Origin of the sequence: Actinoallomurus purpureus, from assembly GCF_024055795.1 — a bacterium.
Lineage (GTDB): Bacteria > Actinomycetota > Actinomycetes > Streptosporangiales > Streptosporangiaceae > Actinoallomurus > Actinoallomurus purpureus.
The window spans coordinates 14,180-40,593 of sequence record NZ_JAMXMY010000028.1; the positions used below are offsets into that span (position 1 = coordinate 14,180).

A 26,414-nucleotide genomic window follows, 5' to 3' on the forward strand; every position below is an offset into this window, starting at 1 on the left:
GGGCCCGGCCTCACCGCGGAATGAGGGGTGCCGGCGATCAGGACACCGGGATCAGCCGCCACTGCTGGCTGGCGCCGCCGTCCGGGGTGTTCTGCTGAACGCCCGCACCCGGATCCTTACGCTGCTGCCAGATGTCGACCGCGAGCCCGCTGTGCCCGTTGGTCAGCGTGTACGCGCCGCCCGGCGCGGGTGTCAGCTGCCACTGCTGGTTCGCCCCGCCGTTGTCGGTCCACTGGTCCAGGTCGGTCGCCGGCTCGGTGGACGCCGCCGGGACGTCGAGGACCTTGCCGCTGTTGACGTTGACCAGGGCGTAGCGGGATCCGGCCGGCTTGAGCCGCCACTGCTGGTTCGACCCGCCGTTGTCGGTCCACTGCACGACCTTGCCGCCGTCGTCACGCGACTGCCCTGCGACGTCCATCACCAGCCCGCTACCGACGTTCTGCAGCCGGTACGTCGCGCCCGCCGTCGGGACCGGCACCAGTTCCCATCGCTGGCTCGCCGCGCCGGACCCGGGGTTCTGCACGACCGCCGCGCCATCGTCCTTCGAACCGCCCCGGACGTCGGCAGTCCTGCCGCTGTCCCGGTTCGTGAGCGTGTAGTGGCCGTCGCCGGTCGGGACGAAACGCCACTGCTCACGGTCCGACCGCGTGTCGGCGCGCTGCTCCAGCTGCGCGCCGGTCGCCCCGGACGGTGACGCGAGGACCTTGCCGCCCGCACCGACGACCTCCAGGTAGCCGGTGCCGTGGCCCTCCAGGTGCCACTGCTGGGACGCGGCTCCGGAGTCGGCGGCCTGCGCGATCTTCGTGCCGTCGGCGGCGACGGACAGTGCCTTGCCGCTGCCGGCGTTCACGAGCTTGTAGGCCGTGCCGGCGGTGGCGTTCTGCCCCGGCGTCACCTTGAGGTCGTCGAACTGGGCGTTCAGCCATCCCGCGCCGGGGATCTGCTTGTAGATCGCCGCGCCGGAGGCCAGCAGGTCGACCGGCCCGTCGCCGGCCGTGCGGATCTGCAACTGCAGCGGCCGGATGTCCCCGCCGGGGATCGTCGTCTTCACCTCGACCGTCTGCGGCGTGTCGCTCAGCTGGACGGCCTGACCGCCGACGTCGCTCTGGCCGTTGTAGAGGTTGAGGTAGACGTTCCCCTTGCCCTGGAGCGTGATGCTCGTCTTGTACGAGGTGCCCTGCGCGAGCCCGGTCGGGGTGAACTGGATCCAGGTGTTCTGTTTCGCGTCGTCCATCTTCCAGTGGACCGCGCTCTTGCCGTCCGGTGTGGTCGCCTTCTCGACCGTCCCGCTCACGTCGCCGTCGAGGGAGTACGGCCCGTTCCAGTCCAGGTCGCCGGTCGGCTCGGTGACGAGGTCGCCGCCGACGTTCCCGCCGTCGCCGACGCCGACCGCCAGGCCGGCCGGTCCTGCGGCGTAGGCGGAGTCGTGCGCGGTGCCGACCTGCCTGCCGTCGATCGCCGCCGTGATCGCGTCGCCCTGGAAGGTGAGCGCGAGCCGGTGCCAGCTGACGGGGCCGAGGGCCGCGACCTTGCCCGAGGCGAGCGTCGTCAGCCCGCCCCCAGTGTCGCCGCGCACGATCGACCAGTCGCCCGCGTCGGTGACCCGCAGGTAGTACGCGTCGATGTGGCCGACCTCCCAGTAGTCGCGCCCGCCGTACCGGCCCAGGAGCTCCACCGAACCGGTCTGCTCCAGCATGACGTCGGCGCTGACCGTGTAGTTCGTCCACGTGCCGTCGCCGATCAGGCCGTACGGCGTCGCCGCGTTGTCATGCCAGACGATCGGCTTGACCGACGACATCTGGCGGGCGCACTTGCCCGCCCGTCCGGCGCCACAGCGGACGATCTCGAAGGAGCCGTGCTGGGGGGCAAGGTAGCCGGGGATCGCGCCGGTCCGCGACCGGTCGAAGGTGTCGGAGTACGGCAGTCCGAAGCCCGCCGACGGCCCCGACGTCGCGGTGCCCTTGCCCTGGCCGGTCGTGGTCGTCAGCGTGTAGACGCGGCCCGGCTTCAGCGTCACCGTGTAGGTCCCGCCGGCCGGCGTGACGTCGGCGACGTGCGCGAAGTCGTCCGCGGCGTTCTTCGAGGCCAGGTCGGTGGACCAGACGTGGACCGCCCCGGTCGACAGTCCGCCCGTGACGGTGAAGGTGACGGTCTGGTCGGCGGCGGCGCGTGTCGTCTCGACGACGGTGCTGTAGTCCCGGTGGTTCGGCGACTTCAGCGTGACGTAGCTGCCGTTGGCGCGGTCGCCGCCGAGCAGGCCGCTGGCGCTGTCGACGTACGCCCAGCCCGGCTGGGTGAACTGGGTGGTGTGGGCGGTCACCCACGCCTGCTTGCCGATCGCGAACCGGCCCGACCACGGCTGGTCGTCCACGGTCAGCGCGGTCGTCTGGAAGGGCAGGCCGGGCGGCAGCGCCGCGACCAGCGGCCAGTTGATGAACGAGGTCATCCGGCCGTCGACGTATCCCAGGTTGATCGCGCGGGCCATCGAAGGTGCGCCGTTGTCGTAGTCCTGGGAGCCGTTCTCGCTGGCCCAGATCGGCTTGCCGACGTTCTTGGCGGCGTCAGGGGTGTCGCAGGTGTTCGCGCTGCCGCCGTCGCCGCCCTCGCAGGGGTAGTGCGCGCCGACGACGTCCACGGCGGCGCCGAACTTCGGGTCGGCGGCGATGGCGTCGGCGACGTCCCAGCCGGAGTCGGCGGCCACGACCTTGGTCGCGTAGCCGTTCGCGCGCAGGGCCGTGTGGAGACTCTCGTACCAGGCCTTGTCGAAGCCGTTCTCGTTCCAGCCGCCGAGGTAGTCGATCGGCAGGTGGTGCGTCTTCGCGCAGCCGAGCCACTTCATCAGGTAGTCGACCATGTCCTGGGTCCAGAAGCTGCCCTTGCCGATCCAGCCGGGCGCGCCCCAGGACAGCGCGGCCAGCTTGATGTCCGGGTTGCGCTTCTTGGCCTGCTCCATCAGCCACCACTCGTAGCCGCGGTCGCAGTTCAGGTCGTCGGGCGTGTGCATGTGGCTGGGCTCGGCGCCGTCGGTGGAGTTCATGTCCCCGCCGATCTCGACCTTCAGGATCTGCAGGGAGGCGCCGTAACCGGGCTTGAACAGGTAGTCGAGGATCCGGCTGCGCTGGGGTTCGGGGTAGTCCAGCAGCAGCCGCGAGTTGCCGCCGCCGCCGCTGATGGCGCCGAGCCCGTCGAAGGTCCGGCCGCCCTTCGTCCCGTCCACGGTGACGGCCGTGCCGGTCACCGCCCGCGCGGACGCCGCGGGCGCGACGACAGAGGCGACGGAGACGAAGAGGGCGAGCAGCGCGAGCAGGACACCGCTACGGTGTTTCAGCATGATCATCACCTCGTGAAGGCCGCGACGGCGGCGTTCCAGCCGAAGCCCTGGCGGTCGAGACCGCTGGAGCCGAGCGGATAGGGCCAGGCGGGATCGGCGCCCGCGATGTCGGCGTTCTTCTGCGTCACCTTGAACTCCTTCGACAGCGGGGTGGCGGCGACCTCCGCGGCGATCGAGTCGCGCATCGCGCCCCGGGCGGCGTGCACGCCGTGCCGCGCCGCCGAGTACTCCGCGAGGTACTCCCACAAGAGCCAGCTCGCGCCGTTCTGGTACCAGCCGGCCGGCTCACCGAGCCCGATGACCTTGCCGGTCTTCGGGTCGTTGGTCAGCGTCAGGAACTCGCTCGGCGGGACGGCTCCGCCGTCCTCCTTGGCGAGCACCTTCATCCCGTACGGTGTCCGCTCCTGCGCGGCGAAGGTCCGCCGCACCATCGTGTCGGTGAGCAGCGGCCGGCCGAACAGGTACAGCGACAGGGCGTCGCCGGCCAGGACGTCCGGGGACTTGAAGTCCTTGGTCGACAGCCAGCGCACGTAACCGAGGTGGTCGTCGTACAGCCTGCGGTAGACGCCGGTCGCGGCGGTGATCTCCGCGTCGCCGACGTCCGCGCCGAGACTCTTGGCGGCGCGCAGCGCGACGACGTACAGGCCCTGGTCGTACGCGTTGACCGCCCCGGTCGGGAACAGGTAGCCGTCCAGCCAGGAGTCGGGGGTGATCTGGAAGCCGGCGTTGTCGACCGGCCCGGCGGTGACGAACGCGCCGCCGCTCACCTGGTGGGCCCGGATGTAGGACAGGACGAGGTTCGCCGTCGCGGTGTCCTTGACCGGCAGCCCCCACGTCGTCGCGTCGTGGTACATCCGGATCAGGTAGTACAGGCCGCTCTCGTCGCCGAAGAACGGCCCGCCGCCGGTGACGGGCGTGTGCCCGGCCTCGCCGCCCGACCTCGGGATCGCGCGGGTGAACTGCGCGAGCAGTTCCTTCTCGGTGTCCTTGGCGTACGGCGTGCCGTCGAGGCCGAGCGTGGTCCAGAAGCTGTCGCGCATGTACGTCGTTGCGCCGAAGTGGGCGTACTTCTGGTTGGGTGCGAGCGCCTTGACCCCGCTCGCCGTCGTCATCCGCGCCCAGTAGGCCGTCATCCGGCCGATGGTCGCGAACTCGTCCGCGGCGACCCGGCGCAGCGCCGCGGCGGAGGCGGCCTTCCCCCAGGCGGGCATCGTCCGGCCCGCCGTGCTCAGCCCGAGCGCCTCGGCGGTCGCCAGCTGAGCGCCGAGCGCGAGCCCGTACGACCCGGCGGCCGACCGGTAGAACACGCTCCGGAAGGACCGCGTCTGCCCGTCGCCGAGCACGATCGGATCGGCCTCCGTCCCGATCTGCGGGGCGGCCAGCCGGGAGCCGTCGATGACCAGGTGCGGCGCGGAGTACCCCGGCAGCGGCTCGTCCCACGTGGCGGCGCCGGCCACCCCGTAGGTGTAGGTCCCGTCGGAGGCGCCGAGGGCCGGAACCGGCGAGTCCAGCAGCGCGTCGGCCGGATTCGGGCTCTCGTACGACGTCGTCTCGCCGCCGGTCCACAGCGGCCGGCCGACCTTGAAGTCGGTGTACGGGGTGTACCAGTAGACGACCGGGCCACCGCTGGTCGCGGTCCGCACCTGCGCGTCGATCACGTTGGGGGCGACGAACCGGTAGGTCTCCGACCGCGTCACGGTGGTGGAGCCGATCTTGTCGGTGGCGCCGGAGAGGGTCAGCGTCGCCGCCGCCGGGTCGTAGTTCACCGTGGTGTAGCGGTTGGCGAGCCGGTTCGCGTCGGTGACGGGCTGCCGGGTGACCGCCCGCACCGAGGTGTTCCAGGCGAGCAGGTTCACATCGCCCGCGGCGGAGGTGCGGATCTGGAACTGCGGCGTCCGCGTGTGCTCGGGGATCGGCACGTCGAGGGTCAGCGTCTGCGGCTGCGACGTGAGCGTCACCGGCGTGCCGCCGACGTCGCGGGCGCCGTCGTAGACGTTGAGGTACACCGTGCCGGTGCCCTGCAGCGTCACCGTCGCCCGGTACGTCGTGCCGACCTTGGCGTCGGCGACCGGCACCTCGATCCAGGTGTTGTTCTCCGCGCCCGGGAGGGTCCAGCGGACGGCGGAGGCCCCGTCCGGCGCGGTGGCCTTCGTGACCGCTCCGCCGCCGGAGCCGGGGCCGCCCCAGTCGAGGTCATCGGTCGAATGCCCGAGCAGGTCGTCGCCGGTCGGTTGGTTGAGGCTGGTGCCGGGGACGGCCGTCAGGTCGTACTTGCCGGTCATGCCACGGGTGGTGACGAGCCGGGTGCCGTCATAGATCTCGGCGCGGTAGCCGCCGGTCCCGTCGCCCGCGACGGCGACGTGGAGGGCGTCGGCCGGACCGTACGACCGGGCGGCGGGCTGCGAGGCGGGCGTCGTGGAGGCGGGGGCGGGGGCGGGGGCCGCGTGTGCCGCGCTACCAGTGCCGATGATGAGGATGGTCCCCATGGCGATCGCCATGGGCGTCGCGCCGTAAAGGCGCGGCGGTCTGGGCATGCAATTCTCCAGGGCCACAGTGGTTTCGGGCGGGGGCACCGATGACAACGTTGTCGCGGTGACGTGAGTCTGAGTGGCTCTGGTGACTGATGTCAAGAGTTGTTGCTTTTTGTGGCTTTTACGCCGAGCTGTCGGAGTCCGAGCCTCCGCGCGCAGTCGTCACGCCGTGAAGGGGGTCATGCAGTGAAGGGGGTCATCGGCGGCAGGGGAAGAGCCGTCTCGCCGCCCTGGCGGGCGAGCCGGCGGAAGAAGCCCAGAATCCCGGCCAGCCCGGTCGACAGAGAGGCGGCACCGGCCCCACCTGGATCCTTGACGAAGACCGGGTGGTCGACCGGACCGGCGCTGCGCAGCAGCATCTGCACGGCGACGGCGCGTGCGGCGTCCCAGCGCCGCGGATCCCCGTCGTGAACGGCGAGATCGATGAGGGCGTCGCCGATGCCGGCCGCGCCGCAGCACTGGTCGAGCACGCCGATCCGGGGCAGGGAGAGCTCCATCGCCGCGCCGGCCTCCCTGGCGAGGTCGGTCAGAGCCGGGTCGTCGAGCGCCGCGCCCGTGTGGAGCAGCGTGCGCGCGATGCCGGCCAGGCCCCGGCACCAGGAGAAGGCGAGAGGCGGCGCGGATCCTTCGCGCGCCCGCCGTACCCATGATCCGGCATACTCGGACAGCCGCTCGGCGCGCTTGGCGGCCTCCGTCAGCAGACGCTGGTCGCCGGTGCGCTCACCGACACTGATCAGCAGTTCGATCGCGCCCGCGTCGCCGCGCGCCAGCCCCGCGTAAGGGTCGACAGGGTCCCGATCGCGGGGCCTGTCGCCGTCGGCCGTCGAGCCGAGTCCACCGTCCTCCATGACGGACTCCACGCACCGACGGACGACGGCACGATGAGCGGGGTCACCGTCCTGCTCCGACAGCAGAAGGTGGCCGATCCCGACACCGGCGGCCCCGGCGATCAGGTCGAGCCCTTCCGGCTCCCACTCCGCATCCGGGATGCGGGCGCCGAGGTGACCGTCGGGAAGCTCGATGCCGTGGTCGCGCGCCCGGCTCAGGAAGACGTCGATACCCGTCCGGCCGTGGAACAACCCCGGCGGCAGGTGAGGTGCGGCGTGCGCGGTGGCTGCCGCAAGATCGTGCAGGGAATCCGCGACACCCGGCTCGCCCAGGTGCTCCAGGAGCTCGAGGCCGATGCCCGCCATCCCGCGGTGGACCTCGGCGCTGCGCGGCCCCAGAGTGCCGGTCAGGATTCCGCGCGCCTGGCCGAGCAGATCGGCGAGAAGGTTCCCGGCGACGTCCGCGGCGAGTTCGGGGGTGACGCTCGGCGGCGCGGGCAGGAACCCGACCCGTTTCACCTTCTCCTCGCTCGGGGGCCGCGCGGAGATCTCTTCCGCCGCGAGCCGCCGCAGTGCGCGCCGGGCGGTGTCGTCGCCGCCGAGCAGGTCCACGATGATGCTGATCATCCCGGTCGGTTCCTCGCCGTAGGCGAACCGGATCGTCTGGAGCGCGCGCCGGCGGGGCAGCTGGACGTCGTCTCCCAGCGTGACCGGGCGCAGGTACGACGTCGCGAACAGCAGCGTCATCGCGAGGGCGTGAAGATCATCGGTGTCCCGCGGCGGCTCGCCGCGCCGCTGCCGCGGCGGCGCGTAGCCCTCGGTCCCTCCGGGAATGTGCAGGCCGTCGTAGCTCGCCACCCCGAAGTCGATAACGCTGACCCGGCCGCGGTCGATCACCACGTTCCTCGGCGTGAGGTCGCGCATGACGATGCCGCGCGCATGAAGATCGAGGAGAATCTCAGCAAGTCGCCTACCGAGCCGTTCGAGGGAACGCCCGTCGCCGGCACCATGATGCGACCCGAGCGGATACGGGCCGTTACGGGCGACGTCCTCGGCGAGATTGATCGGGCCGACGTCAGAGGTCACCAAGAACTCGTCCTGGCCGTGCCGGAAGTGATCCAGAAATCGCGGAACACCGGGGCGGCCTTCGAGGATTTGCAGGACACGGCGTTCGTTGCGCAGGCGCATCCGGATGTCGCCCGAGGCCGCGTGTTCGTCCACCAGAGCGCGCGCCTGTTTGACCACGACGTTCATCCCATCGCGCTGATCGACGGCGCGATAGACGTTGCCGCGCGCGGATTCGTAGATCCCCGCGACGACCCGGTAGTGGTGGCCGAGAACCGTCGGTTCCGTCAGAGCGGTCTCTTCATCCGCACGCCGGCCGGTGAACGGATCGACGGCCCAGGACGGCTGCTCGTACCGAAGACCGGCAAGCCCCTCGAACTCTTCGCCGCCGGGCCCGTCGATCCGGGCGACGAACCGTCCCCGCGCGCCGGAATCCTCTGGCTGCTTGAAAGGACCGTAGCGGTAATACACGGGTGCGTCCTGGTCCACCCGTCGGTCGCTGAGCACTCGCGGACCCTGGTGGCCGCGCAGGAGCTCGGCCAGCTCAAGGCCCAGCTCACGGAGGCGTCGCTGGTCCGGATAGATCGTGAACGCCTTGCCGACGGTCGCTGGAGAGTCGTACCCGTTGTTCAACCTGTCGAGCACCCGGCGCGAGCGCGCGAGCTTGAACACACACCCCGCAGCGAGCAACCGGGGAAGAAGTCTCTCCACCAGCGCGGCGAAGGCCGCCGACCGGGAGGAGACATGCAGTTTCCAGCCGTGCTCGGGCAACGGGGCACCGTCGGGAAATACCGTCAGCCACGTCGGTCCGACGTGAACGCTATGGCCGGTCCGCGCATGCTCCCTGACGATTTTTTCGATGGCGTCGGAGTCTCTTCCCTCCATGTCAGACACCACTTTCATAACGCCAGGGGAGCATGCGCGGACCTCTCTCTAGGAGTTCGACACGGCCTCGGCGGCGGGCCAGGTGCTGTCACCGGGCCAGGTGCTGTCACCCGCCATCGACCAGGTGCTGTCACCGGGCCAGGTGCTGTCGCCGTGCGTCCGCCCGGTGAAGCCGACGGCCGGCTCCATCACGTCGGTTCCCGCTTCGCGGGGCTCCAGATCAAGCAGTTCGGTCAACGTGACTCCCTCCACGTCGGCGCCGTGTGGCGCCTCGTATGATCTTGCTCTGTATAGCGCACGATGATCTTCGCCTCAATCCTTGATTTCGGAACGCCGATATGCGGTCGTCATCGACCTCCGTCACGGTGACCATCGGCACCCAAAAACACCCGTGCGCACCGCGCATTCCGCGAAAAAAAGCCGCTACCCCCATCCGAACGCCGGTGCTGTCGGTACACAACCGATGGAATACTCGATCAACGACCATGCCGCGCCGGATTCGTTCGATTCCAGCGCCCCGGCGGCGGCGTTCGCCGAACGTTTCCCCCTCGTTCAGCAAACCTGATGGTGAACGCGGTCACGCGGGCCGCGTCAGCCGCGGGACTTGGCGAAGGCCAGGAAGTCGCGGGCGAGGGGAGTGAGGGCGCGGCGGGCGTGCACCAGACCGATGGTCGCGGTGATGGGCGGCATGAACGACCGGACCGCGACGCCGTCGACGGCCTCGACCTGGTTGCGGTACCAGAGCAGGGAGCCGCGGCCGGCGCGTACCGAGGGGAGCCAGGAGCCGCGATCGTCGGACTCGACCGCGGCGACCGGCTCGACGCCGAGGCGGCCCAGTAGCGCGTCGAGCTCGGCCCGCCGGGGACCGCCGCGCGCGGGCATTATCAACCGCATGCCCCCGAGCGCGGCGATCGGGACCGGCTCGCGGATGTTGAGGGCGGGCGGCGAGATCAGGACGATCTCCCGCTGCTCGATGGGGTGCGCGGCGAGGTCCCCGGGCACCGGCAGGTCGGTCAGGGCGAGGTCGGCGCGGCCGTCCCTGATGACCGCGCCGATCGCGTCGCGGCCCTCGCAGCGGATCACCCGGACCCGTACGGCCTGCTGGTCGCGGGCGAACTCCGGCAGGAGGCGCGCGGTCAGCTCCGGCTCGAGGGTCAGGGTCGAGGCGACCCGCAGCTCCCCCGCCCTCCCGCCCGCGCGGCCACCGGGAGGGACGGAGGAGACCGCCGTGATGGCGTCGACGGCGCGCAGAGCGTCGCGGGCGTACCGCACGATCTGCTCACCGGTGTCGGTGAGCGCGACGCCGCGGCCGACGCGCGCGAACAGCTCGACGCCGAGCTCCCGCTCCAGGTCCCGGATCGCCCGCGACAGCGCGGGCTGCGCGACGAAGAGAGCCTGCGCCGCCGCGGTCATCGTCCCGTGGTCGGCTGTCGCGACGACATAGCGCAGCTGCCGCAGATTCATGCCACGACGGTATGACAACGCGCCGGATTGGTCGTTGACATAGCCGGAATTGGCCTGGACATCCTGGTTGGCGGATGTTTTCTCCGCTCGGTCAGATGATCACCTAAAAGGCGTCCGCCATGGGCTCCTTTTCGTCGGCCATCGCCCGTCACGGCAGCTCCGCGCCGTAGACCCGCTTGACGACGTCGAGGTGCTGCCAGGTCTCCCCGACCCACACGCCGGGGACCGCACGGACCGCCTCCAGGGTGCTCAGGAGGACGTCGCGGGAGGTGGCGTCGATGCCGCACAGAAGGTCGTGACGGCCGAATCCGGTCACCACGTAGTTGACGCCGGGCAGCGCCGCGATCCGCGACGCGGCCGCGCCGATGTCGGAGGACACCCGCACGCCCAGCCCGGCGAGCTCGCCGGAGCCGAGGGCCTGGGAGTCGACGATGCCGGTCACGTGGATGATCCCGGAGCGCATCAGGCGCACCGCGCGGGCCCGCGTCGCCGCCTGGGAGAGTCCCACGACCTCGGCCAGCCTCGTGTACGGCGTGCGGCCGTCGCGGGTCAGCTCCCGCAGCAGCCGCCAGTCGATCTCATCCAGGGACACGTCGGGCAACTCGGTGACGACCGAGTGCGCGTCCTTCACCACGGTCGTCACGCGGAACACCTCGATGCCACGGACTCCGGGCAGCGACCGCACCGCGTCGACCTCTTCGACGAGGGCCGCGTCGTCGCGTACGCGCAGCTCCGCGACCACGGGATGCGCTCCGGCGGCCATGGCGGCGAACCACGCGGCGGCCCTTCGCGCGACGGCGTCGGCGACCTGCCGCGCCGGACCGTCGACGTCAATCGCCAGATGACCGATCGCTCCGGTCCCGACCACCGACGCATGCACGATTCCCACCACACGCACGATCCCCGAATCGAGGAGGTGCTGTACGCGCGTGCGCACGGCCGTGCGGGACAGCCCTACACGGTCGGCGAGCGCCTGGAAGGTGGCCCTCCCATCCCGCTGCAGCTCGCGTACGAGCACGGCGTCGACCGCATCGAGCACGGGGTTCCTCCTCGGGATGTATGGTCCTGCAGTTGTTTGCATGATCATTTCATTAGTGGCGTGTTCGCCGCGAAAACGGAGCGTTGTTCGTGTTTCTTCGCTGAACGACCACGAATGTGTCGGTGAGGCGCGACGTCGGTGCCGAAAGCGGCGCGTGGCGCGATCCGTCGGCATGGCAACGTCCGGGATCATCGCGTCAGTACCCGCGTACCAGTTCGTCGAGTATTCACGCGACGCTCGTCACATGTCGGCCGCCGGGGAGCACTCGCTGCCGCCCTTTTCCCCGGTGTCGGCGGGAACGCGGAGGCGTACGCGCGTCGGCAACGGGCTGGTGGCAGCGGCGAAGGCATGGCCCTGAACTGCATATATGCCTCTCAGCGAGGGGGTGCGGGCCCGCGCACCCGGCCACCGGCCCGGGGGAGGCGCCGGATCCGCAAAGTGCGGTGGGACAGCTCAGACATCAAGTGTTCCATGGGGAAATCACCGAAGGTCAATGGTCCCGGCAGGAAAGTTTCCTGTCCACATCGCCGTGGAACCCGTGCCGACACGCCACACTGGGCCGATGCGATGGGGATGTCTCGCCGTGCTGCTGCTCGTCCTGGCCACCGGTTGCGAATCGGGCGACGCCGGCGGCGGGGCCCGGCCACCGGCCGCCCACGTGGCGGCTCCTTCCACCACGGCGACGCCGACGCCGCCACGGCGGGTGCACGCCCCGATCGCGCCGGGAGGCATGGTCTTTCACGGCGCGCGTGACTCGCGGATGGTGGCGCTCACCTTCGACGCGGACATGACACCGGCCATGAAACGGGCGCTCAAGGCGGGCCGGATCCGGTCCTCCTTCGACCGGCGGATCATCACGACCCTCGACACCACCCACACCCCTGCGACGATCTTCGCGACGGGCATGTGGATCGAGCAGTACCCCGCCGAGACGGCGACGCTGGCGGCCGACCCGCTCCTGGAGTTCGGGAACCACTCCTACCGGCACAGCGCGTTCACGACCCCCTGCTACGGCCTGCCCGCGCTCCCCCGCGACGAGGAGACCGCCGACGTACGGCGCACCGCCGCGATCCTCGACCGTCACGTGCCCGGCCACACGCCGTACTTCCGCTTCCCCGGTGGCTGTCACGACGCGCACGCGGTGCGCGCGGTCGCGGCGGCGGGAGTGACACCCGTCCAGTGGGACGTGATCAGCGGTGACGCGTTCGGTCACGATCCCCGCGGGATCGTCCGCACGGTGCTCCGCGAGACGAAGGGCGGATCGATCGTCGTGATGCACCTGAACGGCGCCCCCACCGCCCCGGAGACCCACGCCGCGCTCCCGGACATCATCCGCGGCCTGCACGCCCGGGGACTGCGCCCGGTCAAACTGTCCGAGTTGCTGTCACCCCACTGAACCGAGCACCCCGCTGCACCGAACCCTCCACAAAACTGGGCATCCACGAACCAGATCCATTGAACCGGGCACTTCGGGGTATCCCTCACAATAGAGGGCGGCCTTCTCCTGCCGATCACCCCAGAACTCCGGACGGTGTAGACGAACGTGCGCCTGCTGAACGATGAGCAACCGGCCCATGACCTGACCTACAACGACGTGTTCATGGTCCCGCGCCGCTCCGACGTCGGATCCCGCCTCGAGGTCGACCTGTCGACCTCGGACGGCAGCGGCACGACGATCCCCATCGTCGTCGCGAACATGACGGCCGTCTCCGGCCGGCGCATGGCCGAGACGATCGCGCGGCGCGGCGGCATGGCGGTCATCCCCCAGGACATCCCCGTCGACGTGGTAGCCGACGTCGTCCGCTGGGTCAAGGCGCGTCACCTGATCGTGGACACGGCCATCAAGCTCGGCCCCTCCGACACCGTCGGCGCCGCCCTCGGTCTGCTGCACAAGCGGGCGCACGGCGCGGTCGTCGTCGTCGAGGACGACCGCCCGGTCGGCGTGGTCACCGAGGCCGACTGCCTGGGCGTCGACCGGTTCACCCAGCTGCGCGAGGTGATGTCGCGGGACGTCCTGACGCTCCCGGACGACGTCGACCCGCAGAAGGCCTTCGACACGCTGCATGGCCGTGGCCACCGGCTCGCCCCGGTCGTCGACGGGCAGGGCCGGCTGGCCGGTGTGCTGACCCGTACCGGCGCGCTGCGCGCCACCCTCTACCAGCCCGCCGTCGACGCGGACGGCCGGCTGCGCGTCGCCGTCGCCCTCGGCGTCAACGGCGACATCGAGGAGAAGGCCGGCGCGCTGCTCGAGGCGGGTGCGGACCTGCTCGTGATCGACACCGCGCACGGGCACCAGGAGAAGATGCTCGGCGCGCTGCGGCGCGTACGCGCGATGGACCCGCGGGTGCCGCTGGTGGCGGGCAACGTCGTGACCGCCGAGGGCGTACGCGACCTCGTCGACGCGGGGGCCGACATCGTCAAGGTCGGCGTCGGACCGGGCGCGATGTGCACGACGCGGATGATGACCGGCGTGGGCCGCCCGCAGTTCTCCGCGGTCCTCGAATGCGCCGCCGAGGCCCGCCGGCTCGGCCGGCACGTCTGGGCCGACGGCGGCGTGCGCCATCCGCGCGACGTGGCCCTCGCCCTCGCCGCCGGGGCCGCCAACGTCATGATCGGCTCGTGGTTCGCCGGGACGTACGAATCCCCTGGCGACGTCCAGCGCTCCGCCGACGGCCGACTCTACAAGGAGAGCTTCGGCATGGCCTCGGCCCGCGCGGTCCGGCTCCGCACCGCCGACGACTCCCCGTTCGAGCGCGCCCGCAAGGCGCTGTTCGAGGAGGGCATCTCGACGTCGCGGATGTACATCGACCCGCAGTCCCCCGGCGTGGAGGACCTGCTCGACTCGATCATCGCCGGTCTGCGCAGCGCCTGCACGTACGCCGGCGCGCGGACACTGGAGGAGCTGCACGAGTACGCCGTCGTGGGCGTGCAGAGTTCGTCGGGCTACGCGGAGGGCAAGCCGCTGCACGCCAGCTGGTGATCGTGCCCTCCAGAGTCACGCGCGTGCCGTGGCCTTCCGGAGCCGCGGGCGCGATGAGCGATCCGCGGCTCTTCGGAGCCGCGGCTGCCATGGGCGTCGACCGCCGGCGCCCGGGCATGCCCGTGATGGGTGGATCATAGAGTTGATGTCGAGACAAGGACGGTGACATGCCCCGCATCGAGGGGTTCGAGGCGTACCGCCTGACGATGCCCCACGGCCGGCGGCCGGAGAGCATCCTCGTCCGGGTCTGCGACGAGGACGACGCCATCGGCTGGGGCGAGGTCGCCGGCTCCGACGCCTGCTGGGCCGACATCGAGGAGCGCGTCGGCCCGGCGCTGCTCGGCCTCGACTGGGAGCTGCCGGAGGAGGTCGTCGGCGTCGGCGGTCTCGGCGGCCACGAGGCCGCCTCCGCCATCGACATCGCCTGCTGGGACCTGTGGTGCCGCCGGCACGGTACTCCGCTGTCGCACGCCCTCGGCGGCACCCGCACCTCGATCGTGGCCGGCGCCCGCCTGACCGCCGAGCCGATGCTCGACGTGCTGCTCACCCGCGTCAACCGGCTCGTCAGCGCCGGCTACGCCCGCGTGACGCTGGCCGTGCAGCCCGGCTGGGACATCGAGCCGGTACGGGCCGTGCGCCATGCGTTCCCCGCGCTGGCCCTGCAGGCGGACGCCGCAGAGGCCTACACCGAGGATCCCGCGCACCTGTCCGCGCTCGAGGCGCTCGACGCGTACGGTCTGATCGCCATCGAGCGGCCGTTCGCCGGCGGCGAGCTGGACGCCCACGCCCGCCTCCAGCGGGCGATCGACACCCCGGTGTGCCTGGACCCGGCCGACCTCGACACGGTCGACACCGCGATCGCGATGGGCGCCGGCCGGATGCTGGGCCTGCGCATCGCACGCCTCGGCGGCCTGACGGCCGCGCGCAGCGCACACGACCGGGCCCTCGCGTCCGGCTGGGACACCTGGTGCGGGGGCGCCGCGGGCTTCGGCATCGGCCAGGCCGCCGCCGTCGCCCTGGCCGGCCTTCCCGGCTGCGACCTGCCCAGCGACGTCAGCGAGACCCCGACCCAGACCGCCGTCGTGTCACCGCCGGTCCGCGCCAACGGCGGCGTCGTCGCCGTTCCCCTCACCCAGCCGGGCCTCGGTCACGACATCGACCACGACCTCGTGGCCCGCCTGTCCCGCCGAACCCTCCGCATCCCCGCCTGAAAGGCGCGGCGCTCCGCGCCTGCGGCCACGTTGGCGTCTTCTGGACTCCTTGACGCCGCGATGGACGCCTTTCCGTCCCAATTGCACGTTTGGCGACGTCAATGCCGACGGCAAAGACGGGACCCTCGCCGCGTTATCCGCGACCCTTAGAGGACGTCGCTCAGGAACTGGCGGAGGCGGGGGCTGTCCGGGGCGTCGAATATCTTCTCTGGGGGGCCGGATTCCACGGCGACGCCTTGGTCGAGGAAGACGACGACGTCGGAGGCCTCGCGGGCGAAGCCCATCTCGTGCGTGACCACGACCATGGTCATGCCCTGCTTGGACAGGTCGGCCATCAGGCTCAGGACGCCCTTGACGAGCTCGGGGTCGAGGGCCGAGGTCGCCTCGTCGAAGAGCATCACCTGCGGCCGCATGGCGAGGGCGCGGGCGATCGCCACGCGCTGCTGCTGCCCCCCGGACAGGTGCCCCGGCCGGGAGCCGGCCTTGTCGGCCAGGCCGACCAGCTCCAGCTGGTGGCGGGCCTCCTGCTCGGCCTCGTCGGCGGACAGCTTCCGGATCCGGCGCAGCGGCAGCATGAGATTGCGCAGGACGTTCATGTGCGGGAACAGGTTGAACTGCTGGAACACCATGCCGACCTGCTGCCGCAGCCGGTCGGGGTCGCGGTCCAGCACGCTGACGCCGTCGAGGAGGACGTCGCCTTTGTCGGGCTCGATCAGCCGGTTGATGGTCCGCAGGAACGTCGACTTGCCCGATCCGGACGGACCGATCACGCAGGCCGTCCGGCCCTTCTCGACGTCGAGGTCGACGCCGCGCAGCACGCGGTTGTCGCCGAAGGCCAGGTGGATGTCGCGGGTGGCCAGGCTGACCGAGGAGAAGGTCTCCTCCTGCTCGCTCTGCCGCTGCTCTTCGGTCACTTCGTACCCTCACTCGTCGCGGGAAGCGGCGTCTCGCCGGCCACCATGAGCACTTCGTCCGCGTTCGGCGGACCGGTCCTCGTGCGGCGGCCCTGCCGCAGCCGATGGTCGACGAAGTTCACGAAGTGGGTCAGCGGGACCGTCAGTACCAGGTAGAAGATGCCGGCCAGCAGCAGCGCCGACTCGTTGCCGGTGTTCGCGGCGGCGTCCTGGCCGATCCGGAACAGTTCGCGCTGGCCGGCCGCCAGGCCGAGGAAGTAGACCAGGCTGGAGTCCTTGATCAGAGCGATCAGCTGGTTGACCCAGGCCGGCAGCACCCGCCGGATTCCCTGCGGGATGATCACCAGGAGCATGGCGGCCGAGTAGGAGAATCCGAGCGCCCGCGAGCCCTCGAGCTGCCCGGGGTCGACGCTCTGGATGCCCGACCGGAAGATCTCCCCGATGTAGGCGGTCGCGATGAGCGACAGCGCCAGGATGCCCAGCGGGTAAGGGTTCGGTCCCCAGACCTTCATCCCGATCTGCGACAGGCCGACGCCGATCAGCAGGATGGTGACCACGGCGGGCAGGCCGCGGAAGATGTCGGTGTAGACGCGCGCGGGCCACCGGAGCCAGCGGTGCCGGGAGGTGCCGGCCATGGCCAGCAGCATCCCGAGGACCGTGCCGATCAGCGCCGAGATGATCGACAGGATCAGGGTGTTCGGCAGGCCCGTCTTGAGCATGTCGGGCAGGGCCTGCCGCATCGACTGCCAGTTGAAGAAGGTGTCCCACAAGGTCGTCAGCTGGTCCATCTACCTTCTCCCATCAGCCCGCGCGCGTCCGTTTCGGTCAGCCGGTCAGGACGACGGGGACGCGGCCGGCGCCCCCGAGACCTGGACGGGCGGGAAGGTCACCGTGCCGCTGCCGGGCTTGAACGCCTGCGGGACCGGGCGGCCGGGGTAGTACTGCTCCTGCAGCTTGGTCCAGGTGCCGTCCTTGATGACCTCGTCGAGCCCCTTGTTGAGCGCCTCGGTCAGCTTGGGGTTGTCCTTGGCCACCGCGAACGCGGTCGGCTGGGAGCTCAGCTGCTTCTGGGCGACGACGACCTTGCCGCCGCTGTCCTTGGCGCTCTTCTCGCCGATCTCCGCCGGGGAGATCCAGGCGTCGGCGGTCTTGGACTTCAGCTGGTTGAGCGCGCCGTTGTAGTCGGGCACGCGGACGGGGTTGAGCCCCTGCTTGGTGGCGTAGTCGTCTTGTACCGTTCCCTGGACGACGACCACGCGCTTGCCCTTGAGCTGGTCGAAGCTCTTGACGGACGAGCCGGCCGGCACGTCGAGGCCGAAGTAGCCGAAGTCGTAGCCGTTGGTGAACGCCACCGTCTTCTTGCGGGCCTCGGTGATGGTGATGGAGGAGCTGCCGACGTCGTACTTGTGGTTGGCCACCTGCGACAGGAGAGCCGAGAAGTCGGTGCCCGCGAACTGCACCTTCAGCCCGAGCTTGGCGGCGACGGCGGTCAGCAGGTCGTTGTCGAAGCCGGTGAACTTGCCGTTCTTCAGGAAGACGTTCGGCGGCGCGTCGGTCAGCGTTGCCGTGCGCAGGACGCCCGGCTGGATCAGCTTGTACGGGTTGCCGGCGGACGCCTTCTGTCCGCCTCCCCCGCACGCCGTCAGGGCGCTGGCGGCGGCGACGGCGGCGACGGTGGTTGCGAGGGCTCGCAACGGACGCATGGAGGTTCTCCTCTAGGGGTTATGCGCGTGGGTATAGGCGACGACGGCGATGTCGTGACACGTCATCGGCGGAAAGTCGTCGGCGCGGGACGCCGACGATCCTCAGGATGTGTTCAGACCCGTAAAAGCGCCCCGTCAGGGCATGACGGGGCGGCCGAAGCACGGCCGACAACTCATCGACGTGACACGGAGCAGGTCGATGTGCCTGCGCGTCACGAGGTGGCTGTCCATGTCCCTAATCCTGCCCATTTCAGTGGGATATCGTCAAATTGACGACCCACCCCGTCGATGCTCCGCTGACCTGGGGCGTCACCGGGAACGATCGTTCCCGGTCGCGAGCAACGCTCCTCTTGATCATCCAAGCAATCGCTTGGTAAACAGTTCTGGATGGAGACGTTCGCGCGCGTACTGCTGGACCGGGCCGACGACGGCGGCACCGGGCTGCTCTTCGAGGACGAGCGACACACGTGGGCGGACGTCGTACGACAGAGCCGCCGGCGCGCCGCGCTCGCCTGGGCCCTGCTCGCGGACGGACGGCCTCCCCACATCGGCGTACTGCTGGACAACGTCCCCGAATACCTGTTCTGGCTCGGCGGGGCGGCGCTGTCCGGCTCGGTGATCGTCGGCATCAATCCGACACGACGCGGCGCGGAGCTGGCCCACGACGTCCGCCACACCGACTGCCGGTTGATCGTCACCGACACCGCGCACGCCGCGCTGCTCGACGGGCTCGACACCGGCGTGCCGCCGGAACGCGTGCTGCGCGTCGACGCCCCCCGCTACGCGGACCTGATCGAGCGGGCGGGGCCGCCGCCGATGGCGGAACCGGACGCCCGCGATCCCCTCCTCCTGCTCTTCACCTCCGGATCGACCGGCGCCCCCAAGGCGGTGGTCTGCGGTCAGGGCCGGCTCGCCGCGATCGCGCGGCAGGCCCACGCCTTCGGCATCACCGCCCGCTCGGTCACGTACGCCGCCATGCCGATGTTCCACGGCAACAGCGTCATGGCGAACGTCGCGATGGCGACCGGCGCGGGAGCGGCCATCGCCATGCGCCGCAGGTTCTCCGCGTCCGGGTTCCTGCCCGACGTACGCCGCTTCGGCGTCACCTACTTCAACTACGTCGGCCGGGCGCTGGCGTACATCCTGGCCACACCGGGGCACGACGAAGACGCCGACAACCCCCTGGAGGTCGCGTTCGGCACCGAGGCCTCCGCCCGGGACATGACCCGGTTCGCCGAGCGGTTCGGCTGCCGGTTGATCGAGTCGTACGGATCCAGCGAGGGCGCGATCTCCATCCGCAGGACCCCGGACAGCCCACGGGACGCGCTGGGCCTGCCCCCCGACGGCGCCGACGTCGCCGTCGCCGACCCGGCGACCGGCCGGGAATGCCCCCGCGCGCGCTTCGGCCCGGACGGCGAGCTGATCAATCCGGACGAGGCGATCGGGGAGATCGTCGCCCGGGGCGTCGAATTCGAGGGCTACTACCGGAATCCGGCCGCCGACGCCGAACGGCTCCGCGGAGGCGTCTACTGGAGCGGCGACCTCGGGTACCGCGACGCCGACGGGTTCTTCTACTTCGCGGGCCGGGGCGGCGACCGGCTCCGCGTGGACGGCGAGAACTTCGCGGCCGCGCCGGTCGAGCGGATCCTGTCCCGCTGGCCGCCCGTCGTGATGTGCGCGGTCTACCCGGTGCCCGACCCGCGTACGGGCGACCAGGTGATGGCCGCCCTGGAGCTCGACGCCCCGTTCGCGCCGGAGGCGTTCGCGGAGTTCCTGGCGGCGCAGCCCGACCTGGGCACCAAGTGGGCGCCGAGGTTCGTACGCGTCGTCCCGTCGATGCCGCTCACCGCGACCAACAAGGTCGACAAGCGACCACTGCGCCGGGATGCCTGGCGCGGCGGCGACGTCTGGTGGCGGCCGGGCCGGGACCTGCGGTACGAGCCCCTGACCGACGACGCCCGGCGCTCCCTGGAGGAGGAGGCCGCCGCCCACGGCCGCCGCCTTTAACCCGTGTCTCCGGTCTACGCCGATTTCTCGGGGCGTTGTTCTCCGCCGTACGGGCGCTCGCGCGGCACCAGTGTGGGGTTGACGTTCTGCAGCACGGTGTCACGGGTGACCACGACCTTGGCGACGTCGTCCCGGCCCGGCACCTCGTACATCACGTTCAGCAGGACCTCCTCGCAGATCGCGCGGAGCGCACGGGCGCCGGTGCGGCGCAGCAGGGCCTGGTCGGCGATCGCGCCGACGGCGTCGTCGGTGAACTCCAGCTCCACGCCGTCCATCGCGAACAGCTTCCGGTACTGCCTGATCAGGGCGTTGCGCGGCTCGGTGAGGATGCGCGTCAGCGCGGCCCGGTCGAGCGGCTCGACGGTCGAGACCGCTGGGAGCCGTCCGACGAACTCCGGGATCATCCCGAACTCCCGCAGGTCCTCCGGCATCACCTGGGCGAGCAGGTCGTCGCGGTCGGCATCGCCCGGGAAGACCGCGCCGAACCCGGCTCCCCGGCGGCCGGTTCGCCGCTCGGTGATCCGCTCCAGGCCGGCGAACGCGCCACCGCAGATGAACAGCACGTCGGTGGTGTCGATCTGGACGAACTCCTGGTGGGGGTGCTTGCGCCCGCCCTCCGGCGGAACGCTCGCGACGGTGCCTTCGAGGATCTTCAGCAGGGCCTGCTGGACGCCCTCGCCGGAGACGTCACGGGTGATCGACGGGTTGTCGGCCTTGCGGGCGACCTTGTCGATCTCATCGATGTAGACGATCCCGGTCTCGGCCCTGCGGACATCGTGGTCGGCGGCCCGAAGCAGCGCGACGAGGATGTTCTCGACGTCCTCCCCGACGTAGCCGGCCTCGGTGAGCGCGGTGGCGTCGGCGATCGCGAAGGGGACGTCGAGGATCCGCGCGAGCGTCTGCGCGAGGTGGGTCTTCCCGGAACCGGTCGGCCCGATCAGCAGGATGTTGGACTTGCCGACCTCGACCGCCTCTTCTCGGGACGTCCGGCGGCCGGTCCGCGCGTGGAGGCGCTTGTAGTGGTTGTGGACGGCCACGGCGAGCGTCATCTTGGCACCGTCCTGGCCGACGACGTACTGGTCGAGGAACTCGTGGATCTCCCGAGGCTTCGGTGGCCTGCGCACGGCAGGCCCGTCCTCGTCGTCCGCGATGAGCTCGTTGCAGATCAGCACGCATTCGTCGCAGATGTAGACCCCGGCGGGGCCCGCGATGAGCCTGCGGACCCGCTGCTGCCCCTTCCCGCAGAACGTGCACGTCAGCGGATCCGCACCGGCATCGATGGGCGCCATTCGCAACGTCTCCTCGAGAGTCCGCGGCTCGTCGGATGACGTGACCATATGATCTCATCATCTGAGTGGCGACGGTATCTTCTACCGCCACGTAGGGCAATCCGGCGACCGGGGGGACGATGGTCCGGCTCACCAGGGCGCAGACCCGGGAGCGCAACCGCGCCCAGGTCCTCGCCGCCGCACGGCGGGAGTTCGCCGAGCGGGGATACCGCGACGCCAAGGTCGACCACATCGCCGAGCGCGCCGGCCTGACGCGGGGCGCGGTCTACTCCAACTTCCCCGGGAAGCGAGCCCTGTACTTCTCGGTCCTCGCCGAGGACGCCGAGCGGCCGGCCACGCCTGCCGCTCCGGCGACGGCGGAGACCTCGCGGGAGTCGCTCGGGGCGTTCGCCCGGGCCTGGATCGACCGGCTGCCCCTCGCCACCGACGTGGAGGACGACCGGCGGATCGGCAGAGACGTGCTGCCCGAGATCCTCGCCGATGACACGATCCGTGAACCGTTCGCGCAGCTGATGAAGCTCGACGCGATCCTGCTCGGGCTGGCCCTGGAGCGGTTGCGACCGGCCGGCCCCCCGCCCGCCCGTCTCGTACGGGTCGCGGAGGCGGCGCTCACGATCCTGCACGGCGCGAGCCAGATGACCGCCGCCGCGCCCGGCCTCCTGGAACCCTTCGACCTGGTCACCGTCTGCGAGGGCCTGGCCGACCTCGATCTGGGCGGAGGATGGCCGCCGGTGCCGCCGGTCCCGTCGGCGCGGCCCGCCGACGATCCGTGGGACCCGCCCGACGCGGTGGACGCGCTACGCGGCGAGCCGGTCCTGCTCACCGGTGACGGGGTCGTCGCGATCCTTGGCCTGCACCGGCTCGAGGCCGCGGAGGAGGCCGTACGCGCCGCCCCGCCGAGCGCCGAGGTCACCGCCGTCGTGGTCACCGGTGACCCCGGTGAGCTCGCGCCGCTGGCCAGGCTGGTCGTCGCCGACGTGTGCGGCTGCCTGCGCCGGGCGTTCCCGGCGTCGGCCTGGCCGGGCCTGCGGGTCGTGCACGACCCCGGAGGCGTCCTGGCCGCGGCCGCGGGTGTACCCGCCGTGAGCGACACGACCGAGACGGCCGTCCGCATCCACGGCGGCCGGATCGTCGCCCGCGCCGACGGCCGAGGCGCGTGCCACGCCGCCGCACGCGAGGGAACACCATCGGCTCGGCGGCCCTGACGACGGACCGGGACGCGTGGACGCCGTCGGGTTGCCGGGCCTGAGGACCGGTCGGTGCACATGACCGGGCAGGATCGGGCCATGCGCGATTTGACTTCCTCCCCCTTCTGAAGAAAGGGGGATTCCCATCGGCCTTGTGGCCGATCCGGCCTTTAGGCCGGGCGCCTCACGGCGCGGGTTTCCTGTTTCAGCGCCGGCTGCGGAAGGGAGGACCCTTGCCGTCTGACACCAGCTCCACAGGCATCACCAGGGGTTTGCCTGGCTACGGCTCGACCAGCCGCAACGATGTTCTTGGCCGCGTTGATGTCCCGGTCATGCCGGGTGCGGCAGCCCGGACACGTCCAGTGCCGGGTGGAAAGGCTCAGCTTGGCGAGCAGGTGCCCACAAGCCGAGCAGGTCTTGGAAGACGGATACCAGCGATCGATCACCACGAGCGTGCGCCCGGTCCGTTCGGCCTTGTACTCCAGCTGCCGCCGGAACTCCCCCCACCCCGCATCGGAGATCACCCGCGCCAGCTTCCGGTTCTTCACCATGTTTTTGACCGCGAGGTCTTCGATCACGATGACATCCGCTCTGCGCACCAGGTTGGCGCTGACGCGGTGCAGGAAGTCGGCGCGGGCGTTACGGACCTTGCGGTGAGCGCGGGCCACCTTGGCCTTGGCCTTGCGCCGGTTGGCGCTCCCGCGCTCGCGGCGGGCCATGCGCCGCTGGTAGCGGGCGAGGTTGCGGGCCTTGCGCTCCAGATGGCGGGGGTTGGCGATGCGTTCCCCGTCGGAGGTGACCGCGAAGTCCTTGATCCCCAGATCGACGCCGATGGCGTGCCCGGCCTCGTCCATGGGGTCGGGGGCGTCGGCATCGACGGCGAAGGTCACGTACCAGCGGCCGTCCGGGTCGCGGGAGATGACGACCATGGTGGGGTCGAGCGTGGCGGGGTCGACGTCCTCGAAAGACCATACGAACCTCAGCGGCGTGGTGGTCTTGGCCATGGACAACTCGCCGTTCTTCATACGGAACGCCGAGCGGGTGTAGTGCGCGGTCTGCCGGGAGTTGCGGTTCTTAAAACGCGGATACTTCGCACGGCCGGCGAAGAAGTTCGCGAACGCCGCGTGCTGGTGCCGCAGCGTCTGCTGCAACGGAACCGACGACACCTCCGACAGAAACGCCAGGTCCTCGGTCTTCTTCCATCCGGTCAACGCGGCGTCGGTCTGCTTGTAGGAGGTCTTCTCGCCCCGCTGGTGGTAGGCCGTGTGGCGTTCGGTGAGGGTTTTGTTCCACACCAGGCGCACACACCCGAACGTGCGGCTGAAAACCGCCGCTTGTTCGGGGCCGGGGTAGGCCCGGCACTTGTACGCCGTCCGCATGACCGACACCTTACAACTGTCACGCTCACATGTAAGTCGAATGACCGGATGTCGGCGGACTCCGTTCTCAGGCCGTCCCGGCTCCGCCGGGCCGCTCCTGACGGAGTCCGGAATCCTCCCCGGCCTGAAGGCCAGGGCATCCTCCGGAGGACAAGGTGAACCCGGCGGATGTGTGGATCGTCGCGGGCCCTCCCGCGAGCGGCAAGTCGACGGTGGCGCGGCTGCTGCTCGACCGGCTACGGCCCGTACCCGCCCTGCTCGACAAGGACACGATGTACGGGCCGTTCGTCGCCGCGACGCTGCGGGCGGCGGGGCGGCCGGACGGCGAGCGCGAGGGACCCTGGTACGACGAGTACGTCAAGGACCATGAGTATGCCGGGATGACGGCGACGGCGCGGGAGATCCGGGCACACGGCTGCCCGGTGCTGCTGAGCGGACCGTTCACCGGCCAGGTCCACGACGCCGGGCGCTGGCAGGCCTGGATCGAGGAGCTCGGCGGGTCGCCCGTCCACCTGGTCTGGATCCGCTCCGACGCCGACACGCTACGCGCCCGGCTGCTGAGCCGGGGCCTGGAGCGGGACGCCGGCAAGCTCGAGCGCTTCGAACGCTTCCTCGCCGGCGTACGGGCCGACGAACCGCCGGTCGTGCCGCACGCCGCCCTCGACAACCGGGCCACGGCCCCGCCGCTGGCCGACCAGGTCGACGAGGCGTTCTTCAGCGGTGGAACAGTTCGCGGAGGTTGACGACGAGCAGCACCCCCGCGACCACCACCAACGGGACGAGCAGAACGTAGCGGCCGCCGTAGATCACCGCCAGCCCCAGGCCGACGGCGACGGTCAGACCGGCGGCGAGCATCAGCAGCCCCATCGCGAAGGACAGGAGCTTGCGCCGGACCCACGCCTCCATGGTGACGAAGAGCAGCACGACGGAGCCGAAGAGGATCGCCACGGGCTCGTGCGGGATGACGAAGATGCCCACCAGCGCCAGCAGGAACAACGGCGTGGAGAGCGCGGCCCACGCGTGCAGGAACCTCGTGCGCGGCCCCCGGAACGGCGTGTACGGCAGGTGGGGTTCCCGCAGGTGCGCCTGCGCGGCCTCCGGGGCCGGAGGACGGGCCAGGGTCGCCTCGTGCGCGGTGCGCTCCTCCGCCGACTCGGTGCGGTCGCGGACGAGCAGGGCCAGGGCGGCCTCGGCCTTGACCACCTCGGCGGCCCGCCGGCGGGCGAGGTTCCTGGTGTTGCGGTGCCCGGCCAGGGACGCCGCCGTCGTACGGAGCCGGCGCAGCTCCTCGCGGCTGCGCTCGATCGCGGCGTCGGCGGACTTGATCTCCTCGTCCAGGGCGGCGATCCGCGCCCGCAGGTCCCGCCGCTCCTCCTCGGGGCTCGGCGGGATCTTCTGCAGCCCGGCCCAGCCCAGCGGGTCGGCCCACAGGGTCCGCACACGTCCGTCCCGCTCGTAGCGCGGCCCGGCGGGGGCGCGCTCGCCACCCACCCAGTCGCGGGTGTCCCGTCCCCAGAGCCCGCGAAAGCCCCGTACCCAGGGCGTCTCGTCGGAGATGGGGACCGGCCGCCACGTACGATCCCGGCCGGGGCCGATCCGCTCCCCGTCACCCAAGGCGTAGTCGATGAAGGGGATGCCCACCCCGTAGTGCCGTTTCTCCCTCGACCAGGGGAAGGCCAGCGCCATGAGCCGCTGCACCCAGCGGACGTAGCGCCGCATCCGTACGGGGTTCACGGTGACGAGGTACTGGCCGGGCAGGAACGCGCCGGAGTGCGAACCGGCTCCGACGAAGACGACCGGATGCTCCCCGTCCTTGTGGAGGTCGGGGTCGTCCCAGCGGCGGCGCAGGTCGTCGCCGCTCTCGTCGTGCGCGGAGAGCGCCACCCAGGCGGGGCGCGGGCCGTCCTCGGTCTCGGCGAGGTAGACGGTGACCGACTCCCAGTCGCCCTCGTGGTCGTTGACCCCGGCGAACGTCGTCCGCCAGTCGTTCATCGCGTACAGGAACCAGTACTGCAGCACGATGTAGCCGCCCTCGCGGACCACCCGGCCGTAGTAGGTCGCCCGGTCCCGGGTCAGGTGCCGCTCGCCGAGGTCGGCGGCCGCCGCCGCGACCCCGCCCGGCACCGAGCCGCGCAGGAACAGCGAGGCGCGCAGCAGCACGTCGAAGACCCGGCCGATCAGGCCGACCGCGGCCAGGCGGCCGGAGCGTGCGATGCGCGGCTTGGCACGGGCACGATGGGCGCGGACCTCGCGCCGGTCGAACGGCCGCTGCACGAGCAGCAGCGACAGCGCGGTGCCCGGGCGCTCGTCGGCCGTGGCGACCAGGCGTTCCGCCGTGAGCTCGCCCGCCTCGAGGAGCCGTTCCTCGCCCTGCCACAGGCTGCAGGAGCGGATGTAGTCCTCGGCGTCGACGGGGAAGAACCGCTCGCCCGTGGTGTAGGCCAGTACCGGTTCGTACCGCCGCAGCAGCCCCAGGTCGTGGTCGTGTCCAACGGCCTCGACTTCCTCTGTCACCGGTTCCCCCCATGTGACGACGACTCCGCCAGTTATACCGGGCCACATCCGCGCAAAGCGCGGGGCATGGACGCGCTTGAAAGGTTTC

Annotated in this window: 19 protein-coding genes; 7 read left to right on the forward strand and 12 right to left on the reverse strand. The window is 71.0% G+C overall.

The window, feature by feature from the left end; all coding sequences use genetic code 11:
- Positions 1-37: 37 nt before the first annotated feature.
- The 4 genes from NE236_RS37300 to NE236_RS37315 all read right to left on the reverse strand — a co-directional run bounded on the left by NE236_RS37300 (position 38) and on the right by NE236_RS37315 (position 8,876).
- Positions 38-3,331 (reverse strand): RICIN domain-containing protein, encoded by a 3,294-nt coding sequence (locus tag NE236_RS37300; protein ID WP_252846986.1) that lies wholly within the window; start codon positions 3,329-3,331, stop codon positions 38-40.
- A 5-nt stretch (positions 3,332-3,336) separates the two neighbouring features.
- Positions 3,337-5,865 (reverse strand): hypothetical protein, encoded by a 2,529-nt coding sequence (locus NE236_RS37305; RefSeq protein WP_252846987.1) that lies wholly within the window; start codon positions 5,863-5,865, stop codon positions 3,337-3,339.
- A gap of 176 nt (positions 5,866-6,041) precedes the next feature.
- Positions 6,042-8,639 (reverse strand): class III lanthionine synthetase LanKC N-terminal domain-containing protein, encoded by a 2,598-nt coding sequence (locus NE236_RS37310; protein WP_252846988.1) that lies wholly within the window; start codon positions 8,637-8,639, stop codon positions 6,042-6,044.
- Positions 8,640-8,687: 48 nt separating this feature from the next.
- Positions 8,688-8,876 (reverse strand): hypothetical protein, encoded by a 189-nt coding sequence (locus NE236_RS37315; RefSeq protein ID WP_252846989.1) that lies wholly within the window; start codon positions 8,874-8,876, stop codon positions 8,688-8,690.
- 82 nt (positions 8,877-8,958) lie between these two features.
- Between NE236_RS37315 and NE236_RS37320 the strand changes: the two genes are divergently transcribed.
- Positions 8,959-9,204, forward strand: a complete 246-nt coding sequence (locus NE236_RS37320) for a hypothetical protein (protein WP_252846990.1) — start codon at positions 8,959-8,961, stop codon at positions 9,202-9,204.
- Between the two features lie 26 nt (positions 9,205-9,230).
- Here the strand turns inward: NE236_RS37320 and NE236_RS37325 are convergent, their stop codons facing one another.
- Together NE236_RS37325 and NE236_RS37330 are read right to left on the reverse strand one after the other, a co-directional pair.
- On the reverse strand, positions 9,231-10,103 hold the full coding sequence (locus NE236_RS37325) for a LysR family transcriptional regulator (protein WP_252846991.1): 873 nt from the start codon (positions 10,101-10,103) through the stop codon (positions 9,231-9,233).
- A 148-nt stretch (positions 10,104-10,251) separates the two neighbouring features.
- The gene (locus tag NE236_RS37330) at positions 10,252-11,142 is read right to left on the reverse strand and encodes an Lrp/AsnC family transcriptional regulator (protein ID WP_252846992.1); all 891 of its coding nucleotides are present in this window, start codon (positions 11,140-11,142) and stop codon (positions 10,252-10,254) included.
- Positions 11,143-11,704: 562 nt separating this feature from the next.
- Between NE236_RS37330 and NE236_RS37335 the strand changes: the two genes are divergently transcribed.
- From NE236_RS37335 to NE236_RS37345, 3 genes are all read left to right on the forward strand, one after another.
- Positions 11,705-12,538, forward strand: coding sequence for a polysaccharide deacetylase family protein (locus tag NE236_RS37335; protein WP_252846993.1), 834 nt, complete (start codon positions 11,705-11,707; stop codon positions 12,536-12,538).
- Positions 12,539-12,685: 147 nt separating this feature from the next.
- A complete protein-coding gene (locus tag NE236_RS37340; RefSeq protein ID WP_252846994.1) occupies positions 12,686-14,122 on the forward strand; it encodes a GuaB1 family IMP dehydrogenase-related protein in 1,437 nt (478 codons plus the stop codon).
- 167 nt (positions 14,123-14,289) lie between these two features.
- Positions 14,290-15,333, forward strand: a complete 1,044-nt coding sequence (locus NE236_RS37345; protein WP_252846995.1) for an enolase C-terminal domain-like protein — start codon at positions 14,290-14,292, stop codon at positions 15,331-15,333.
- Between the two features lie 146 nt (positions 15,334-15,479).
- On the opposite strand, the gene NE236_RS37350 is transcribed toward NE236_RS37345, so the two are convergent.
- The 3 genes from NE236_RS37350 to NE236_RS37360 are packed head-to-tail and all read right to left on the reverse strand — an operon-like array spanning position 15,480 to position 17,950.
- The gene (locus NE236_RS37350; protein WP_308209199.1) at positions 15,480-16,247 is read right to left on the reverse strand and encodes an amino acid ABC transporter ATP-binding protein; all 768 of its coding nucleotides are present in this window, start codon (positions 16,245-16,247) and stop codon (positions 15,480-15,482) included.
- On the reverse strand, positions 16,244-17,035 hold the full coding sequence (locus tag NE236_RS37355; protein ID WP_252846996.1) for an amino acid ABC transporter permease: 792 nt from the start codon (positions 17,033-17,035) through the stop codon (positions 16,244-16,246). The genes NE236_RS37350 and NE236_RS37355 overlap by 4 nt, the downstream gene beginning before the upstream one ends.
- Positions 17,036-17,080: 45 nt before the next feature.
- Positions 17,081-17,950 carry an ABC transporter substrate-binding protein gene (locus NE236_RS37360; RefSeq protein WP_252846997.1) on the reverse strand — a complete coding sequence of 290 codons (870 nt, stop codon included), beginning with the start codon at positions 17,948-17,950 and terminating at the stop codon, positions 17,081-17,083.
- A gap of 387 nt (positions 17,951-18,337) precedes the next feature.
- Between NE236_RS37360 and NE236_RS37365 the strand changes: the two genes are divergently transcribed.
- Positions 18,338-19,957 (forward strand): AMP-binding protein, encoded by a 1,620-nt coding sequence (locus NE236_RS37365; protein ID WP_252846998.1) that lies wholly within the window; start codon positions 18,338-18,340, stop codon positions 19,955-19,957.
- 14 nt (positions 19,958-19,971) lie between these two features.
- Here NE236_RS37365 and clpX read toward each other — a convergent pair whose 3' ends face one another.
- Positions 19,972-21,246 (reverse strand): ATP-dependent Clp protease ATP-binding subunit ClpX, encoded by a 1,275-nt coding sequence (gene clpX / locus NE236_RS37370; RefSeq protein ID WP_252846999.1) that lies wholly within the window; start codon positions 21,244-21,246, stop codon positions 19,972-19,974.
- Positions 21,247-21,365: 119 nt separating this feature from the next.
- Here clpX and NE236_RS37375 point away from each other — a divergent pair, with 119 nt between their 5' ends.
- Complete coding sequence (locus NE236_RS37375) at positions 21,366-22,451, forward strand: TetR/AcrR family transcriptional regulator (RefSeq protein ID WP_252847000.1); 1,086 nt, start codon at positions 21,366-21,368, stop codon at positions 22,449-22,451.
- A gap of 152 nt (positions 22,452-22,603) precedes the next feature.
- Here the strand turns inward: NE236_RS37375 and NE236_RS37380 are convergent, their stop codons facing one another.
- On the reverse strand, positions 22,604-23,812 hold the full coding sequence (locus tag NE236_RS37380; RefSeq protein WP_252847001.1) for an RNA-guided endonuclease InsQ/TnpB family protein: 1,209 nt from the start codon (positions 23,810-23,812) through the stop codon (positions 22,604-22,606).
- A 155-nt stretch (positions 23,813-23,967) separates the two neighbouring features.
- Between NE236_RS37380 and NE236_RS37385 the strand changes: the two genes are divergently transcribed.
- Entirely contained in the window at positions 23,968-24,555 is a 588-nt protein-coding gene (locus NE236_RS37385; RefSeq protein WP_252847002.1) for a P-loop nucleotide/nucleoside kinase family protein, read from the forward strand.
- On the opposite strand, the gene NE236_RS37390 is transcribed toward NE236_RS37385, so the two are convergent.
- Positions 24,527-26,326, reverse strand: a complete 1,800-nt coding sequence (locus NE236_RS37390) for a hypothetical protein (RefSeq protein ID WP_252847003.1) — start codon at positions 26,324-26,326, stop codon at positions 24,527-24,529. The two genes, NE236_RS37385 and NE236_RS37390, sit on opposite strands and share 29 nt — an antisense overlap.
- Positions 26,327-26,414: the final 88 nt, after the last annotated feature.